The sequence below is a fragment of the Hassallia byssoidea VB512170 genome (assembly GCF_000817785.2).
Taxonomy (GTDB): domain Bacteria; phylum Cyanobacteriota; class Cyanobacteriia; order Cyanobacteriales; family Nostocaceae; genus Hassallia; species Hassallia carrinoi.
Genome location: NZ_JTCM02000035.1, coordinates 40,353 through 58,601 on the forward strand (window position 1 = coordinate 40,353; position 18,249 = coordinate 58,601).

15 protein-coding genes and 1 tRNA gene are annotated in these 18,249 nt (G+C 41.3%); 11 read left to right on the forward strand and 5 right to left on the reverse strand.

The genetic code is table 11. The annotated features are described in order from the left end of the window. Positions 1 to 20 precede the first annotated feature (20 nt). From PI95_RS16710 to PI95_RS16720, 4 genes are all read left to right on the forward strand, one after another. Positions 21 to 1,013, forward strand: coding sequence for a vitamin K epoxide reductase family protein (locus PI95_RS16710; protein ID WP_039752479.1), 993 nt, complete (start codon positions 21 to 23; stop codon positions 1,011 to 1,013). 309 nt (positions 1,014 to 1,322) lie between these two features. Continuing rightward, positions 1,323 to 3,587: a CHASE2 domain-containing protein gene (locus tag PI95_RS16715; RefSeq protein ID WP_039753885.1), complete on the forward strand. Its 2,265-nt coding sequence runs from the start codon at positions 1,323 to 1,325 to the stop codon at positions 3,585 to 3,587. Continuing rightward, positions 3,587 to 3,709, forward strand: a complete 123-nt coding sequence (locus tag PI95_RS36850; RefSeq protein ID WP_268896782.1) for a hypothetical protein — start codon at positions 3,587 to 3,589, stop codon at positions 3,707 to 3,709. The genes PI95_RS16715 and PI95_RS36850 overlap by 1 nt, the downstream gene beginning before the upstream one ends. Before the next feature lie 378 nt (positions 3,710 to 4,087). Continuing rightward, a complete protein-coding gene (locus tag PI95_RS16720) occupies positions 4,088 to 4,354 on the forward strand; it encodes a hypothetical protein (RefSeq protein ID WP_052325730.1) in 267 nt (88 codons plus the stop codon). A gap of 81 nt (positions 4,355 to 4,435) precedes the next feature. Here PI95_RS16720 and nadB read toward each other — a convergent pair whose 3' ends face one another. The 4 genes from nadB to PI95_RS16740 form a co-directional block, all read right to left on the reverse strand. Beyond that, the gene (gene nadB / locus PI95_RS16725; RefSeq protein ID WP_039752478.1) at positions 4,436 to 6,127 is read right to left on the reverse strand and encodes an L-aspartate oxidase; all 1,692 of its coding nucleotides are present in this window, start codon (positions 6,125 to 6,127) and stop codon (positions 4,436 to 4,438) included. 237 nt (positions 6,128 to 6,364) lie between these two features. Further along, positions 6,365 to 6,805, reverse strand: a complete 441-nt coding sequence (psbU, locus tag PI95_RS16730) for a photosystem II complex extrinsic protein PsbU (RefSeq protein ID WP_039752477.1) — start codon at positions 6,803 to 6,805, stop codon at positions 6,365 to 6,367. A 298-nt stretch (positions 6,806 to 7,103) separates the two neighbouring features. Next, entirely contained in the window at positions 7,104 to 7,844 is a 741-nt protein-coding gene (locus PI95_RS16735; RefSeq protein ID WP_039752475.1) for an SDR family NAD(P)-dependent oxidoreductase, read from the reverse strand. A 94-nt stretch (positions 7,845 to 7,938) separates the two neighbouring features. Continuing rightward, positions 7,939 to 8,712 carry a DUF3120 domain-containing protein gene (locus PI95_RS16740; protein WP_039752474.1) on the reverse strand — a complete coding sequence of 258 codons (774 nt, stop codon included), beginning with the start codon at positions 8,710 to 8,712 and terminating at the stop codon, positions 7,939 to 7,941. Between the two features lie 187 nt (positions 8,713 to 8,899). On the opposite strand from PI95_RS16740, the gene PI95_RS16745 reads away from it, so the two are divergent. Next, the gene (locus PI95_RS16745) at positions 8,900 to 9,835 is read left to right on the forward strand and encodes an undecaprenyl-diphosphate phosphatase (RefSeq protein ID WP_039752473.1); all 936 of its coding nucleotides are present in this window, start codon (positions 8,900 to 8,902) and stop codon (positions 9,833 to 9,835) included. 216 nt (positions 9,836 to 10,051) lie between these two features. Further along, positions 10,052 to 11,377 (forward strand): TIGR03279 family radical SAM protein, encoded by a 1,326-nt coding sequence (locus PI95_RS16750; RefSeq protein ID WP_039752472.1) that lies wholly within the window; start codon positions 10,052 to 10,054, stop codon positions 11,375 to 11,377. A 195-nt stretch (positions 11,378 to 11,572) separates the two neighbouring features. Here PI95_RS16750 and PI95_RS16755 read toward each other — a convergent pair. Beyond that, a tRNA-Thr gene (locus PI95_RS16755) sits at positions 11,573 to 11,644 on the reverse strand. A 345-nt stretch (positions 11,645 to 11,989) separates the two neighbouring features. On the opposite strand from PI95_RS16755, the gene argF reads away from it, so the two are divergent. The 5 genes from argF (at position 11,990) to PI95_RS16775 (ending at position 17,888) form a co-directional block, all read left to right on the forward strand. Further along, a complete protein-coding gene (argF, locus tag PI95_RS16760) occupies positions 11,990 to 12,910 on the forward strand; it encodes an ornithine carbamoyltransferase (protein WP_039752470.1) in 921 nt (306 codons plus the stop codon). Positions 12,911 to 13,054: 144 nt separating this feature from the next. Further along, on the forward strand, positions 13,055 to 13,660 hold the full coding sequence (gene lexA, locus PI95_RS16765) for a transcriptional repressor LexA (RefSeq protein ID WP_039752468.1): 606 nt from the start codon (positions 13,055 to 13,057) through the stop codon (positions 13,658 to 13,660). A 145-nt stretch (positions 13,661 to 13,805) separates the two neighbouring features. Beyond that, complete coding sequence (locus tag PI95_RS16770) at positions 13,806 to 15,281, forward strand: DNA phosphorothioation system restriction enzyme (RefSeq protein ID WP_039752467.1); 1,476 nt, start codon at positions 13,806 to 13,808, stop codon at positions 15,279 to 15,281. Between the two features lie 367 nt (positions 15,282 to 15,648). Then, complete coding sequence (locus PI95_RS35265) at positions 15,649 to 15,822, forward strand: hypothetical protein (protein WP_201280485.1); 174 nt, start codon at positions 15,649 to 15,651, stop codon at positions 15,820 to 15,822. Beyond that, the gene (locus PI95_RS16775; protein WP_039752465.1) at positions 15,819 to 17,888 is read left to right on the forward strand and encodes an AAA family ATPase; all 2,070 of its coding nucleotides are present in this window, start codon (positions 15,819 to 15,821) and stop codon (positions 17,886 to 17,888) included. The genes PI95_RS35265 and PI95_RS16775 overlap by 4 nt, the downstream gene beginning before the upstream one ends. The last annotated feature ends 361 nt before the right edge of the window (positions 17,889 to 18,249 follow it).

Sequence of the window (18,249 nt, forward strand, 5' to 3'; positions counted from 1 at the left end):
CATTCACCGTTGTTTAGGTTATGATTCGCCGTCGTTCTACACCTTGGATTCAAAGATGGTCGCGTATTTTAATTGCCGCGATCGCTGCATGTGGTGCCTTGACCACAGCTTATCTCACGTTTGAAAAGTTAACCGGAGGCAATGCCAATTGTGTTGCACAGGCTGGTGTTAAAGGCTGTAATGATGTTCTTTCTAGTCCTTGGGGAACAGTTTTTGGTCAGCCATTAGCTCTGTTTGGATTTTTGGCATACACTAGCATGTTGATATTTGCTTTGGCTCCCTTGGCAATTAAAGGAGCCGAAAATAAAGACAAGCGTCAAAAGCTGGAAAATGTCACATGGTTGCTGCTGCTGGCAGGAGCGATCGCTATGACAGTTTTCAGCGGGTACTTAATGTACGTGCTTTTCTTCCAACTTAAAGCTTTTTGTCCTTACTGTATTGGTTCAGCTTTATTTTCTCTCAGTCTTTTGGTGCTGACGCTTATCGGTCATGTTTGGGAAGATTTGGGACAAATATTTTTTACGGCAATTATTGTTGGCATGGTGACGCTAATTGGCACTTTAGGCGTTTATGCTGGTGTCAATCCATCAGGTGCGATCGCTGAATCAACTGACGGCAAACCTGTACAAATTACCTTTACACCAAAAGTAGCGCCGAATCCCGAATTCGGTTGGGAAATTACCACCAAATCTGGTGAATCAGAATTAGCGCTAGCACGCCATTTGGCGAAAATAGGTGCTAAAGAATACGTTGCTTATTGGTGTCCTCACTGCCACGAACAGAAGCTACTTTTTGGTAAAGAAGCTTACAAAGAAATCGAGACCAATAATGTCAAAGTTGAATGTGCTAACGATAGTCCAAAAGGTAAACCAGAATTGTGTAAAGCCGCTAAAGTTGAAAGTTTCCCTACTTGGATCATCAATGGTAAAAGCTATGCAGGAGTGCAAAACTTGCAGGAACTAGCAACAAATTCTGGTTACACAGGTTCGACGAATTTCAAGTATTTTAGGTAATTGTTTCGACAAGTTTATTTTCGGTGATTTGGTTTCACCTGAAAAAGTCAACTGAATGCAGCCTCTATATTTGCTTTTAGTTGACTTTTTTATGTTTGTTTTGATTGATTTATTTAGTATTTATACTTAAAGAACGGAATTGTTATCAAAGCCAGCGTTACTATGCGTGATGGTTGCATAATTGAATGGTAAAACATAAGCGTGTTGTCTTTTTGAAAATGCACCCATTGACTTGTGTGTAAGCTACATATATTAGGTAGCTTATAACTACAGTCAAGAGAGAATATTTGTCCCAATTAGGTAATGGGAATGAGTAAGCAGCTAGGCAAGCGTTTTTTGAAGTTACTATTTAGACGCAAAAAAACGCTTGGTCGAAAATACAGGGAATTGATTACTGCCTTCTGCGTAGCAGTCTGCATCTTAGTTTTGCGCTCTTTCGGGCTATTACAATCCTTAGAGTGGGGAGCCTTAGATCAATTTTTCCGCTTACGTCCAGATGAAGCTGAAGAAAACCGTATTACTATTGTAGCGATTGATGAAGCTTCTTTGCGCCAAGTAAAATCTTGGCCCATTCCAGATAAGGCGATCGCAGAACTATTAGAGAAACTAAAAGTCCACAAACCTCGTGCTATTGGTTTAGATATATATCGAGATTTGCCAGTTGAACCAGGACATGACAATTTAGTAAAAGCTTACAAGTCGATGCCAAACTTGGTTGGCATTGAATTACTCGGACATAACAAAAATACTATTGTTTCCGCACCACGAGAACTAAGCGATCGCGATCAAGTTGGTTTTAATAATGTGGTGTTAGATGGTGATGGCAAAATACGTCGCAGCTTGTTGTATTCGCACGACATCAATAGTAAATCACATGAAAGTTTTGCATTGAAGCTGGCTTTACTATATTTAAAAAACGAAGGTATTACTCCCAAAAAAGCAGCCAGCAATCATAAGTATTTGCAGTTGGGTCAAGCAGTATTTCATCGTTTTGAAGCGAATCATGGTGCTTATGTAAAAGCTGATGCTAGAGGCTACCAAATTTTATCTAACTTTCCTAAACCAGCTTGCAAAAACTTGCAACAATCCTGTCCTTTTCGTCAGATTTCTCTTATAGATGTGCTAGCTAACCGAGTACGAGAAGACTGGATTAGCGATTCGATTGTGCTAATTGGTTCGACTGCCCCCAGTCTCCCAGATGATGTGTTAATACCATACTCTAGCCGTTTGCTGGGGACGGTTCAGCCTGTAGCTGGCATCGAATTACAAGCCTATTTTATCAGTGAGTTGATCGCAGCCGCCCTAAAAGGACGACCTTTACTAAAAGTTTGGTCTGATGAAATCGAATGTTTGTGGATTTTCGCTTGGGCTTATTTGGGAGTTGCTACCAGACGGCGAATACAACGCCCTTGTATTAGTGCCTTAAGTATAGTTTTTTGTTGTTTGCTGCTAACTGGTTATGCTTATGTTGCTTTTCTTGATGGTTGGTGGATACCAATCTTACCTGGGTTGCTTACCTTTTGCAGTTCAGCTGTTGTGCTGACTTATCAACTTGCCCACATGCAAGAAGAGTTAAAGCGCTCTAAAGACTTTTTAGGACAAGTGATTAATACGATTCCTGACCCAATTTTTGTCAAAAATGAAAAACATCAATGGATTGTTTTAAATGAGGCTTATTGTCAATTTCTCGGTTATCCGAAAACTATGTTAATTGAAAAGTCAGACTATGACTTTTTCACCAAACATGAAGCTGATGTTTTTCGCCAACATGATAATCTGGTGCTTTGCAGTCAAGAACCCCAAGAAAATGAAGAAGAATTTACCGATGCTGTTGGTAAGACTCATCTGATTGCTACTAAGCGATCGCTTCACAAAGATGCCGCTGGTAATTTCTATTTAGTTGGAGTCATTCGTGATATTACGCAACGCAAGCTGTTTGAAAAACAACTCCAGGACACTGCTGATAAGTTATTCCAATCAAACGATGAATTAAAACGCAAAGAAAAACAACTCCAGGACAGAGCTGATAAGTTATTCCAATCAAACGATGAATTAAAACGCAAAGAAGACCACATGCGTTTTCTTGCCTATCACGATCCGCTCACCGGTCTACCCAATCGCAAATCTTTCGCCGAACAACTTCACGAGTCGCTAGAGTGGGCGCAAAGCAACAATTTGTTACTAGCACTACTGTTTATTGATTTAGATGGCTTTAAGCAAGTTAATGATACTTTTGGACACGAGATCGGCGATCGCGTGTTGGTGACGATTGCCCAGCGACTCAACAACTCTTTGCGCGGCACTGATACCGTTTGCCGTTTGGGTGGCGATGAATTTACCGTGATTTTACGCGCAATTCCTAATGTAAAAGTTGCAGCAAGAGTCGCCGAAAAAATTCTCACAACCATTACCGAGCCAATTGTTTTTGACGAATATACTACCAGAGTCTCCGCCAGTATTGGCATCAGTATCTATCCAATTAACAGCCACGACTGCGAAACTTTGGTAAAACTTGCAGATACCGCGATGTATCGTGCCAAGCATTTAGGTAAAAACCGCTATGAATTTGCGTAATGGGGAATGGGGCATTGGGCATGGGGCATTGGGCATGGGGCATAGGGCATAGGGCATGGGGCATAGGGCATGGAAAGAATCGTATTTATTCACCCAAAGAGCGCATCACCGAACTTCTTTAATTCCCAATTCCCAATTCCCAATGCCCAATTCCCAATGCCCAATGCCCGATTTTGTGTTACAGTCAACAGTGCTTGCTCGGAAAATATTAATATTTTGTCAAAAAAATACACATTAAAAATTAAATGTTTGTAAATATATATATCTTTTGGTTGATGTCAAGACCACTATCAGTAAAGTAAAGAGTTGTAAATATATATAACTTTTGGCTGATGTCAAAAGCAGGAGTTTGCGAATATTTATTAAATGTTAAGAATAATTGAAGTTAAACAGTCAGCTACTCGCAGCTTTTTATTTACAAATAGAAAATAAAAATTTAGTTATTTTCCGAAAAAATTAATCAGACTACTGAAGATAATAAAAAACAGGATTAAATCAAAATGCAAGGGAATATACCGAGACAAATAGAAACAAGTTTAAGAATTGCTAGTGCTATAGTATTTTGTATTGGCTCTGCTTTAATAATCCCCAAAGTTGCCGATGCAACAGCAGTTTTAAACAGTTTGGCTGTTAATAGTGTTAGGGTAATTGAGAGCAATTCTCAGACATTAAATACTACAAACTTAAATATTGAATCAAGTAGCGATATTTACGAACCGCCAAATAATGGTAGTCCTGATAGTCAACATGGTACTGGCACACGTTAAGAAATTAAAAATTTACCAAATTAAAAATTTACAACAAAATTAAGTTGCTTTTTTCTACGCCTCATGCATATTGTTCTATCATCAAAATTGTGAGTTGCTAATAATCGCACTTTTGCCCCAGTAGTTTTTTTGTACTAGTGTGTGTGCCTGCCAATCGAGAGCGGTTTGAGGATAATCTAAACGGAAGTGTCCACCACGACTTTCGGTTCTAAAAGCAGCGCTTTTAAGAATTAAATAAGCTACATCTAATAAATTGCGGGTTTCAGCCCAGAGTCGCAACTGCCTTTCAACGTCGGGTAAAGTGAAACTAGCTGGTTGTGTTGGACGTAATGTAAGTAAAAATTGGCTCAGTTTTAAAGCTGCAAAATCTTGTTGCCAAGATTCAATAGTAGCGATCGCTTGCTCTAAACTTGATTGTTGACGACAAATACCAGCACTTTCCCAGACTAAACGCGGTAACTTCTGTCGTAGTGCTTCTAGCTGTGCTTCTTCGTTGTTCCACTCACCTTGAGAAAGGATAAACTCAGAAGGATAAAGTGTAAATTCAGATTCTTTGATATCCTTCTTTTTTGTGACTTCTGACTTCAGATTAGCCATTTGTGCGCCAAACACAATACATTCGAGTAGGGAATTACTTGCCAGACGATTCGCTCCATGTACGCCGGTACTGGCAGTTTCCCCCACCGCATACAAACCGGAAATATTTGTTTGATTCATCAGATCCGTAAGAATACCACCCATCCAGTAATGAGCAGCTGGGGCAACCGGAATTAATTGCGAGAAGACATCAATACCCCAATGCTGACAAACTTTAACAATGTTGGGGAAGCGGTAACGAATCTTGTCAGGAGGGATGGGACGCATATCTAACCAGACATGAGCCGTGGCAAGGTCGCTAGAAGTGCGTTGTAAGTGGCTGAAAATGGCTCGACTGACGACATCTCTAGGAGCGAGTTCACCAGCCGGGTGGTAGTCAAAAGCAAAGCGTCGCCCTTCATTATCTACCAAGTGTGCGCCTTCGCCGCGCACAGCTTCACTAATGAGAAAGCGATCGGCACTCCTTTTAGTTAAAGCAGTCGGGTGAAATTGGACAAATTCTAAGTCTCGCAAAATTGCTCCAGCACGCCAAGCGATCGCTACTCCATCGCCGGTACTCACCGCTGGGTTAGTCGTTTGGGCAAAAACTTGACCGCCACCACCTGTTGCCAATACTACCGCCCCAGCGCGTATCCAGGTAATTTTACCTTGATAAAACAGACTAATTCCCTGACATTTACCGCTTTCGGGTTCCAGCCACAACGATAGCGCCAAAGCTTGCTGAATTACTTGAATATTCGGGCGTCGCAATACTTGAGCGGTAAGAGTAGTAGTTACTTCCCTACCTGTAGTATCGGCAGCGTGAAGAACGCGATGCCGAGAATGGGCAGCTTCTAAAGTTAAAGCTAACTCATTATTATGACGGTCAAAAGCTACTCCCAAATTTACTAAAGATTGAATGCAACTTTTGGCGTGTTCGGCGAGGAATTCTACCGCTTGCGGGTCGCATAAACCGGCACCTGCGCGTAAAGTATCTTCAATGTGCAGATAAGCAGAATCTTCCGGAGCGATCGCCGCAGCAATACCTCCTTGTGCCCAATCACTAGCGGACAAAGAAACTGTTTCTTTAGTAATCAAGCCGACTTGTAAGTGCTCTGGCAAACAAAGTGCCGTGTATAATCCAGCAGCACCGGCACCGACTACTAAGACATCAAATTGGCTGTTGATATTTAGCACGCGGACAAGGTTGGGGAGGGGGGGATGGGGGGACAAGGGAGAGGGGGGAGATGGGGGAGACAAGGGGGATGGGGGAGATGGGGGAGACAAGGGGGATGGGGGAGATAAAGGAGAAGAAAATTCATCTTGTCCTCCTTGTCCACGCCAGTCGCTACAACGGAGGGAACCTCCGCAACGCGCTGGCTCCCCTTGTCTCCCTTGTCCTCCTTGTCCCCCTAGTCCCCAGTCCCCTTGTCTCTATCTGTAGATGCCGTTGTTAAAGCGATCGTCTCCTTCGTTGAAGACGGCTTCCTGCTCGGTCACGGTAAAGTGATCTAGGTTGGCTTGCAGGATTTGTTTTTGGCGATCGCTTAATCCGGGAATGTTGAACACATCATCTAGCTGCTGGTAAGGAGCATTTTCGATGATTTTCCTGGCGAGGGTAGGATACAGTCCTGGATATTGCTGAAAAGCTCGCACGTTGGTGTTATTTAAGTCAAGTTTTTTCCCAAATTCCGTTGCTAGTTTTTGGTCTGCCCTGTTTTGCGTTGGTTGAGTAAACTCAACTGCAAGAACTGGCACAAATTGCAAACTGACACCATTGATATTGCTAGCTTGGGCTATCTGAGTTGTTCCCAACCATCCCCAGCAGCCAAGCAACAAGCTAAACACTGTTAATAAACGCACCAATCCTTTCACAATTTTTTACCTCTCTATCAAACTGAAATAAAAGTTTTAAGCTCAGAGCAGTTAAAGCGATCGCTCGTCATTCGTCACAGAACGACAAAAGACAATCCTCAATCCTATGCTCATAACTTAATCAACACAGCAGTCATCAGAAACTAATATACAGCGTATTAATATCCACAATATTTACTGCCACTGCCATTGGTTGTACTTTTACTAAAAATTATCAAAGAATAAAGCAAAAATACCTATTCTTTTTGGCTTGGTGCAACACCGTTTTTGAGAGCGCGTAATGCGTCAAGCACGCGCTTTAACGCCCAAAAAGTAAGCCCCCATTAACGTTCAGCACTTCACCTGTGATAAATGAGGCTTTCTGTGAAGATAAAAATAAAACAGCTGCCACAACATCCCCAACATTCCCAGATCGACCTACAGGAGTTTGGTTGACAATTGACTGAACGATTTCTTCAGACCACTCGTTTGTAATAGCGGTGTTTTCAATGTAACCAGGAGCAACAGCATTAACCGTAATTCCTTGGGGACTGAGTTCGCGTGCAAGAGCATAAGTTAATCCATGCACGCCTGCTTTGGCTGAGGCATAGCCTAAATAACCCGGTCGGTTTCCTCCCGTAAACGCGGCATTGGTGCTGATGTTAATTATGCGACCTCCCGGTTTGGTCAAATGAGGGGCAACCGCCATTGCCATCAGAAAAGTACCTTTGAGATTAGTATTTATTACCTCATCCCAAAGTTGTTCGGCTTCGTCTAACGGGGTACTGGTTGTCAACCAACGCGGAAAGCCTGCGGCGTTGATTAACACATCAATATTGCCGTATTGCTGAACAACAAAATTAACAACTTCAGTAACTTCGTTTCGCTTGCTGACATCTGCTTGTTGCCACACGCAATTCAAACCAATTGCTTGAGCTGTAGATTTAAGCTTTTCTTTATTTCGTCCAATAATCACAACTTGAGCATCTTCTTTAACAAAAGCTTCCGCAATGCCACGTCCGATGCCACTACTGCCACCTGTGATGATTACAACTCGCATGTTATGACTGGTTTTAGGACTAAAAAACGAACCGCCAAGGAAGCCAAGGAAGCCAAGGAATAAGAGTTGTAGAGGGTTTTGGCGTAAGTCCGGTTTAAGACGCAACGGCAGCTAGCAGAAATAAGCTATCTACCAAAATTGTACTTAGCACCGCTCCACTAAAGGCGTACCAATGCCGTTGGCGTTTAATTAAAGGCAAAACGCCAGCAATCAACAATACTACGGCGAGAATTAGCGCCCAAGTTTCTCCCCAAGGTGTTTGGACTTGCGCCACAGCACTATGTAATATTGGTGATGCTAAAGCTGGTTCGACACGCATGATTTGCCGCCAATAAGGCATTAAGTCTACCAAGTAAAAATACACGTCGGTTAAAGCTGTACCCAGTAAAGAACCGAAATAAAACCAGTTACCGACTTTGCCCCAATTCCGCATTAGACACCAACAAGCAAATGGTAGCCCGATTGACTCTACTGGCAAATGCCATAACGGTTCCCAACGCAACCAGCCCCAATAAATTGAACCGGCTAACCAACTCCAGCTGAACCCTAAGAGTAAATCTCCCCAAATATAAGTTGCGGAATTTGACATTAATCTAAAACTCAGCCAAACCCAAAAGCCTGTTAATACAAAACTTAATAAAGGTAGCGATCGCACTAACGGCGCTTCGATAAACACTGGCACAGATACTAAAAATACCGCTGCCGCAAACACTAACCAACCTTGGCGAGACGATGCCATCACTCCGAATGAGGGACTCAAAGACAGTGCTGTCTCTAACTCCTCTCGGCTTTTTTGCACCGTTTCCGTCTCTAGGGCATTAATTGAAGGATTAGAAGCCGCGTAAGAAGACAATGTATTGTTAATCAAAGTTTTTAATATTGTTTACTTAACTTTATATTATTTAAGATATCACAACAATAAATCCCCTAGGGGGGCATATTTATTTTACTTTAATTTTAATTGGCTAAAATTATCTGACCCGGACACAACGACAACAGAGGCGTAAAGTTGGATAATTCGGTAAAATTACGCAGCTAATATGGGAGTCTGATTAATGGGAATAATGTTAGAAGCCGGTCTAGATTTGCTATTGCCAGCATCAAGTCATATATTACAGGTGGGAGTTCCCTCTGCTGTAGCAACGGGTGAACCGAACCTGATACTGCAAATAATTCAGGCATTTATCTTGGGGATTGTGCAAGGGATAACAGAATTTCTGCCCATTAGTAGCACTGCCCATCTACAAGTATTTACCAAAGCATTAGGCTGGAAACTTTTGGGAGAAAAGTCTTTTGTCGCGACGATTCAATTTGGCAGCGTGATTGCCGTTTTGATTTATTTTTGGAAAGATATTAGTCTAATTTTGACTGGAGGCTGGGTAGCTTTCCAAGAAAAAGACTGGCGACGGGATGAATGGCAATTATTGGTTGGTGTAGCAATAGGCACTTTACCGATTTTAGTAGTGGGATTTGCGATCAAGGATTTACTCAATGATGAAAATTCGGCAATTAACAGCATGACGACGATCGCCATCGATTCGATTGTGATGGCACTTTTATTAGGTGCGGCAGAAAAATTCGGTAGCCGCAAACGCGACTTTAACAGCTTGAAGATTCGCGATGGACTGCTGATTGGGTTAGGACAAATGCTGGCTTTAGCACCTGGGGTATCTCGTTCTGGTGCAACTTTAACTACCGCCTTGTTTTTGGGCTTGCAAAGGGAGACAGCAGCAAAATTTTCCTTTCTTTTAGGCATTCCTGCCTTGACAATTGCAACTTTATATGAATTTATCAAAGAAGCTTTGGGTAAGATTGACTTGGTGTTGGTAGGTGTAGGAACATTATCTGCGTTTATATTTTCGTATATCTCGATCGCTTGGCTGTTGCGATATCTTCAAAGAAAAGACACTTGGATCTTTGTTTGGTATCGTTTGGCATTTGGAGTAGCAATCTTGAGTGCGATCGCAACTGGAATGTTGAAAAATAATTAATAGTCTAAAGTCAAGAGTCAATAGTCCAATAGTCAAGAGTCAATAGTCCAAAGTCCAATAGTCTTGAGTCAATAGTCCAAAGTCTAAAGTCCAAATTTAACTGACTGTTGACCCTTGACTCTTGACTATTGACCGTTGACCCTTGACTCTTGACTATTGACCATTGACCCTTGACTATTGACCATTGACCCTTGACTATTGACCCTTGATTGACTCATGTCTACCATTAATCCTGCCCGAATTACTGGGGTATTACCAGATTCCATCGCTGCGGAAATTGGCTTTGCGGTGGGGGATGCGATCGTTGCTATCAATGGTACGCATCCCCGCGATTTAATTGACTATCAGTTTTTGTGCGCTGATGAAGTTCTGGAATTAGAAGTTTTAGACGAGAAAGGAAAAACTCATCATATTGAAATTGAAAAAGACTACGACGAAGATTTAGGATTAGAATTTGAAACGGCACTGTTTGATAATTTAATTCAGTGTAATAACCGCTGTCCATTTTGCTTTATCGATCAACAGCCACCAGGCAAGCGACAAAGCTTGTATTTTAAAGATGATGATTATCGCTTGAGCTTTTTGTATGGCTCATACTTAACTCTTACTAATTTACCAGAGCGAGAATGGCAGCGCATTGAAAAAATGCGACTATCTCCGTTATATGTTTCGGTTCACGCTACCGAACCAGAAGTCAGAATTAGATTGTTGAAAAATCCCCGTGCGGGACAAATTCTACAACAACTGAAGTGGTTTCAAGAAAGACGATTGCAAATTCATGCTCAAGTCGTCGTTTGTCCTGGTATAAATGATGGCAAACATTTAGAACAAACATTGCGGGATTTAGCGTCATTTTGTACTGGGGAAGTGCCTGCGATTTTGTCAGTAGCAGTGGTACCTGTGGGTTTGACGCGATTTCGTTTAGAGAAAGATGAACTTATACCAGTAAGTGAAGAAAAAGCGATAGAAGTGATTTCGCAAGTGCGATCGCTTCAACAAGAATTTAGCAAAAAATACGGTTCTAACGTAGCTTGGTTAGCTGATGAGTGGTTTTTGATTGCTGGTGAAGAATTACCCAGCGAAGTTGAATATAACGACTATCCGCAAATTGATAACGGTGTAGGTTCGATTCGTTTATTTCTCAAGCAGTTTGCAACCGCTGCTGCTGAATTATTACCGCCAAAAATCTCAAAGACGCGAAAATTTACTTGGGTAGTTGGCAATGCAGTTGAAAAAGCATTTCAACCTATTTTACAGCAATTGAATGCTGTAGAGAATTTGAAAGTAAATATGCGTGCTTTGAACAGCGATTATTGGGGACAGACTATCACCGTTACTGGGTTGCTAACTGGTCATGATTTGCTTTTAAACTTACAAGGGCAAGATTTAGGAGAAGGAATTTTGCTACCAAAAGTTATGCTCAAACATGGTGAATTGATATTTTTAGATGATATGAGTATTGAAGAGGTAGCTAGCCAACTGAATACAAAAATCTTACCAGTCGCTGGTGTGGAAGATTTAATCAAGACTTGTATTGATTAAAAAATTGCTCAGTCATTATACACTATTTTATAAGATTATTCCGAAAATAAGTGATTGGCACCTTAAAACCTGCCTTAAAGTGGTTTTCATGAGGCGGCGATGTCGGAACCTGCGTCCGACATTTTAGCCGCCGTCCCCGGCGTAGATTGCACGGGGTTTTCAACCTACCTTCTTATAAGACGATTCCACAGACAAAGCCAGCAGTCGGATTTGAACCGACGACCTTCCGATTACAAGTCGGATGCACTACCACTGTGCTATGCTGGCGAAGCGCTAACTCTGGACGATCGCAAAAATTTTTTCTTTTTACACATCATACCAATTTCATATCGTAGCATAAGCAAGCTTTTTGCACAAGTCAAGTGCAAAAAAAGAAAAAAATGCTTGCTTTGTCTCATATTTATGATTTTTCCGCCTGTAAATGATTTATTGAAGGCTGCTTTCTTCGTGCAAAAATATAGAAAAAATTGTGAGTAGGGAGTAATGAAGATTCATATCTGAAATCGCAGGCTGAACACCAAAATATCTGGTAAGGTTTTAAAGTGGTATTTTTTGAATACGGCACGCGCGAAGCGAACATAAAGACATAATTGTTCTTTACAGATCACAACAATGGCAGCCTTGATCGGACGAGATTTATTAAGTTTGGCGGACTTGAGTGCAACCGAAGTTCAAGAACTCTTGCTTTTGGCAACTGAGTTGAAATCACAACGGCTAAAGTTGCATTGTCCGAAAGTGCTGGGGTTGTTGTTTTCCAAAGCTTCAACTCGGACACGAGTCAGTTTTACAGTGGCGATGTATCAACTGGGTGGACAGGTAATTGATCTTAACCCGAATGTCACCCAAGTGAGTCGCGGGGAACCGATAGAAGATACAGCGCGGGTATTGGATCGATATTTGGATATTTTGGCAATTCGCACCTTCGCACAGCAAGATTTGGAAATTTTTGCCCATTATGCCAAAATTCCTGTAATTAATGCGCTTACCGATTTAGGACATCCCTGTCAGGTATTGGCAGATTTAATGACGATTCAAGAATGTTTTGGCACTCTGGCTGGCTTAACCTTAACTTATGTAGGCGATGGTAATAATGTCGCCAATTCTCTGATGCTAGGCTGTGCTTTGGTAGGGATGAATGTAAGAATTGCCACGCCAATTGGCTATGAGCCAAATGCAGCCATCACCGAAAAAGCACGCGCAATAGCCGACAACAAAACTGAAGTTATCTTAACTAATGACCCAGAAGCAGCAGTAAAGGGAGCTTCTGTACTTTATACTGATGTTTGGGCAAGTATGGGGCAAGAAGCAGAAGCCGGCGCGAGGCTACCAATTTTCCAATCCTACCAAATCAACGAGCCGCTATTAAGTCTTGCCGATCGCCACGCAATTGTTTTACACTGTTTACCAGCTCATCGCGGTGAAGAAATTACTGAATCTGTAATTGAAGGCTCTCATTCACGAGTTTGGGATCAGGCAGAAAATCGGATGCACGCTCAAAAAGCTTTACTTGCAAGTATCTTAGGGGCAGAATAATTTTAGATTTTAGATTTTAGATTTTGGATTAGTGGGCTAGGATTGAAAATCTCAAATTAAAAATTCAAAATTTACAAGCCATTGGGGGAGTTTTTGTAGTACTAATGTTCTAGAGACATTTGTACTTTGTCTCCCTACTAATTTATGGAAAGACTAACAGAAGCTCAACAAGAACTTTACGAATGGCTGGCGGAATACATCCGAACGCACCAGCATTCGCCTTCAATTAGGCAAATGATGCAAGCGATGAACCTGAAATCACCTGCACCCATTCAAAGCCGCTTGGAACATTTACGCGCCAAGGGACATATTGAATGGAGTGAAGGTAAGGCGAGAACAATTAGGATTTTGCGTCCGCAAAAACCAGGTGTGCCAATTTTAGGTACAATTGCCGCCGGCGGTTTAATCGAACCGTTCACCGATGCTGTGGAACATCTGGATTTGGCTAATTTGTCGTTACCTCCGCACACATATGCTTTGCGGGTAGCTGGCGATAGTATGGTTGAAGTAGGAATTGTCGATGGAGATGTGGTATTTCTGCGTCCAGTACCAGAACCAGATCATCTGAAAAATGCAACGATTGTCGCCGCCAGAGTCGAAGGACACGGTACGACATTGAAGCGATTTTACAGAAATGGCGATCGCGTCACCCTCAAACCTGCAAATCCCAAATACAACCCCATCGAAGTATCGGCTATAAAAGTGGAGGTGCAAGGTACCCTTATCGGTGTCTGGCGAGGTTACAACTGATATATGGGTAGTGGGTAATAGATAATAGGTAATAGGTAATAGCTAATAGCTAATACCTAATGGGTAACAAAAAAACCCGTGACCGCGTTTTCCATTACCAATTACCAATTCTCGTTTCATCACCATTTTAGTCATCGCTGTCTATATGTATTTGACGCCACGAGTTGAGAAATTGCCCACTTTCAAGCTGAAAAAACCATTTGCAGGTGAAAGTAAGGGCAATTATCAAACTCATAAATTACCAGGATGCCCCAGAATGCCGCAATATCTGCAATTACGGCAATATCAACGACAAGCTGTTGAGTCTTGGTTTGCCAACAACGGCAGAGGTACGCTGAAGATGGCTACTGGTAGTGGTAAGACGATTACAGCATTGGCGATCGCTTGCGAGTTATACAAACAAATTAACTTGCAAGCAATACTTGTGGTGTGTCCTTACCGTCATCTTGTCACCCAATGGGCGCGAGAATGTGAAAAATTCAACTTGCAGCCCATTTTAGCTTTTGAAGATTTACGAACGTGGCAAAGTCAACTTTCTACCCAACTTTATAACGTGCGTTCTGGTTCGCAATCGTTTCTCACGGTTGTTACTACCAATTCCACATTAATTGGCGATGGCTTTCAATCTCAACTCAAGTACTTTCCCGAAAAGACTTTGATTATTGGTGACGAAGCACATAACTTAGGCGCACCTAAGTTGGAAGAAAGTTTACCACGCCGCGTGGGTTTACGACTTGCTCTTTCTGCTACCCCAGAAAGATATTTTGATGATGATGGCACTCAATCTTTATTTAATTACTTTGGTGCCGTTCTTCAGCCAGAATTCACTTTAAGAAATGCAATTTCTCAAGGTGCGTTAGTACATTATTTGTATCATCCCATCTTGGTAGAGTTAACAGAAGCCGAAAGTATTGCTTACTTAAAATTAACCAAAAGAATAGGACGAGCTTTATTATATCGAGAACGAGAAAATTTAGATGTAGGGGACTTTGAAGACAACGAAGATTTAAAACCTTTGTTAATGCAACGGGCAAGATTAATTGGTGCGGCAGAAAATAAATTAAACGCTTTGCGCGAACTAATGGCGACTCGTCGCGAAACTACTCACACCCTTTTTTATTGTAGTGATGGCGCACAAGAAGAGAAACAGCGGTCATCGCTACACCAACTCAAAGCAGTCGCCAAAATATTAGGAGGAGAACTGGGGTATCGAGTCAGCACCTACACTGCAAAAACGCCTTTACAAGAAAGAGAAAATTTGCGTCTTCAATTTGAAAGCGGCGAATTGCAAGGTTTAGTAGCAATTCGCTGTTTAGATGAAGGAGTTGATATTCCGGCAATTCAAACTGCTGTAATTTTGGCAAGTTCGGGAAATCCCCGCCAATTTATCCAGCGAAGAGGGCGAGTTTTACGCCCTCACCCAGGTAAAGAACGCGCTACTATATTTGACATGATTGTGCTTCCACCAGAACTTGACAGGAATACTCTCGAAGTTGAGCGCAATCTGTTAAGAAAAGAATTGCGTCGCTTTGTCGAATTTGCTGATTTAGCTGATAACGCTGGTGAAGCCAGGATGAAATTACTCGCTTTACAAAAGAGATACGACTTATTGGATATCTAATGATTGCACTAAGACACCAAAAACAACGATTTTTATACTTTAGATAAATTTTTGTGAAAGAAGTAAAAAAAATCGATAAAAACAGGGGTAAATGTGAGATAATAATAAGTATGAGATAGATTTTAGTATAATGGGGTATTAGCAAAATTTTTAAAACAGCGACCACTCCATTATGATGAAAGTTATTTAGTTATCTTTAATAATACCAGGAGACAGCCCAAAAAGAAAGCGATTTTTGTCAAAAAATTGCAAATTTTCTTGTTTTTTTTGGGTGAAAGTAAAGATAACGGTAAGAGTACCTTTAAGGCGACGCTTACACTCCTTAGAGACGGTTAAAATAGAGAAAAAAATCTATTTTAAAACCGAGATGACAAAAGAGCCGAATATCGATGATGTTCAGGAGCCAATTATCAATGCTCCTGAGGAAGTGCGGCAAATAATTGAGCGGGTATGGTATCTAGAAAAAAGCAGACTGGATAAGAAAAGTCTCAGCCATATTAATGATGATATATTAAAAATAGTGAAGGAAGTTGTGCAATGAAGCTGACTTCAATCAAGCTGTGTAACTTTCGCTCTTTTTATGGCAAAACACCGGAAATCATCTTAGCAGTTGGTGAGGCTGATAACACGACAATTATTCACGGTAATAATGGTGCGGGAAAAACCAGTCTGCTAAATGCATTTACATGGGTGCTGTATGAGAAATTTAGTGCAGCATTTGCATCAGTTGAGCAGTTAGTTAATAAGCGAGCGATCGCAGAAGCTAAAATCGGGCAAGCTGTAGAATGTTGGGTAGAAGTAGCTTGGGAACATGACAGCAAACGCTACAACGTCAAACGTCAGTGTCGAGTTTATAAAAATGCAACTGACATTGATGTTGGTAAGACAGAATTACTAATGCAAGTATCTGGAGATGATGGACGCTGGTACTTTCCACTCCAACAACCAGAAGATATTATAAATCAGATTTTACCTAGTAGTTTACATCAATATTTCTTCTTTGATGGCGAACGGATTGAGCAAATAGTGCGTTCTGATAAAAAAGCGGAAATCGCGGAAGCGACAAAGATGCTTTTGGGGGTAGAAGTAATAAATCGTTCTATCAAGCATTTGGGGGAAGCAAAGAAAAGTTTAGATAATGAATTAAAACTCATCGGTGATTTAGAAACGAAAAAGCTTTTAAGACAGCAAGAAAAGCTAGAGCGGGAAATTGAGCGCATCACCAAGCGACAAACCGAAATAAAACAAGAGTTAGAGTATCAACAAACCTTTAAAAAAGAGACAAGTAACCGTTTGCGAGAACTCAGCGCTGCCAAAGAAATTCAAGAAAGACGACAAGAGTTAGAAAACCAGAAAAAAGCAAACCAAGAAAATCTCAAACAAACCAGAGAAGCGTTAAAAAAACTTATTTCCACACGCGGTTATACGGTGTTGCTATCGTCAAGTACAATACAATTTCGTACTATTGTCGAAGATTTAAAGCAGCGTGGTAAATTAACTGCGGGAATTTCGCGGGAGTTTGTTACCGACTTATTGAATTCTAAACGCTGTATTTGTGGTGCAGAATTACACGACGGAACCCACCGACACGAGAATGTGAAAAAGTTGCTCGATAAAGCTGGTTCTTCAGCGGTAGAAGAAACAGCTTTCCGCATGTGCGCTCAAGTAGATGAAATTGACAAGCAAGCAGTCGCGTTTTGGGAAGAAGTTGATAAAGAACAAGCCAGAATTAATCAGTTAAGGCAAACTATATCTCAAATTGAAGGAGAGTTAGATACTATTCAAGAACGCTTGCGAAAAGACCCAAGTGAAGAAATTCGCAGTTTGCAAAAGCGATTAGATGAAATTGAAGAAAAAATCAGAGAATTAACGTTAGAACAAGGTGCAAATCAACAGCAAATTGCTAATCTGAAAGCGGAAATAGAAGGTTTGAATAAGCAAGTTGCTAAACAAAAGCTGAATGAAGATAAACAAACACTCGCACAACGACGGATTGCAGCAACCCAAGATGCAATTGAGCGATTAACTGAAGTTAAGTTTCGTCAAGAAAATCACTTTCGCTTGCAACTGGAAAAGCGAGTCAAAGAGATATTCAGTGAAATTTCTTTTACACCTTACATTCCTAAAATCAGCGATAAATATGAACTGACGCTAGTGGAAAATACAACAGGTATGGAAGCGCTAGTTGCAGCTTCTACAGGGGAAAATCAAATTCTCAGTTTATCTTTTATCGGCAGCATTATCGACAGGGTGCGAGAATGGAGTGAAAGAAAAATGCTGATGATGCCAGATAGTAACACGTTTCCGATTGTGATGGATTCGCCTTTTGGTAGTTTGGATAATAATTATAGACGGCAAATTGCGAAGACTATTCCGCAATTAGCAAATCAGTTGATTGTGTTGGTTACTAAGACGCAATGGAGAGGTGAAGTTGAGGAGGAAATGGGAAAGAGAATAGGGAGGGAATATGTGTTGAGTTATTATTCTTCTAAACCTGATTGCGAACAGTCTTATATAGAGTTGAATGGGGAAAGATATGCGTTGGTTAGGCAAAGTCCAAATGAGTTTGAGTATACGGAGATTGTTGAGGTTGAACGTGGGGGTTAATTCTTCTTTGCGTCTCTGCGACTTTGCGTGAGATAATTCTATGCGTTCACGAAGTGACTCCGCAGGAGTATCGCGCTTATTTTTTTAGGAAAACGAACCGCCTTGGCGCCAAGTACACGAAGATAAGAGAGGAAAGTGCGATCGCGCTTATTTTTTCGGAAAACGAACCGCACTCGTAGCGAAGTACACGAAGATAAGAGAGGAAAGTGCGATCGCGCTTATTTTCTCAGAAAAACGAACCGCAGAGACGCAGAGTTAGCAGAGAGGGGTTTCACACTCATGTAGACAAAAATGGACAGGCTTGTTTTAAAGATCCTCAACACGATAGCGAGTCACAAAGGATGAAGCCTGTCCATTTTTG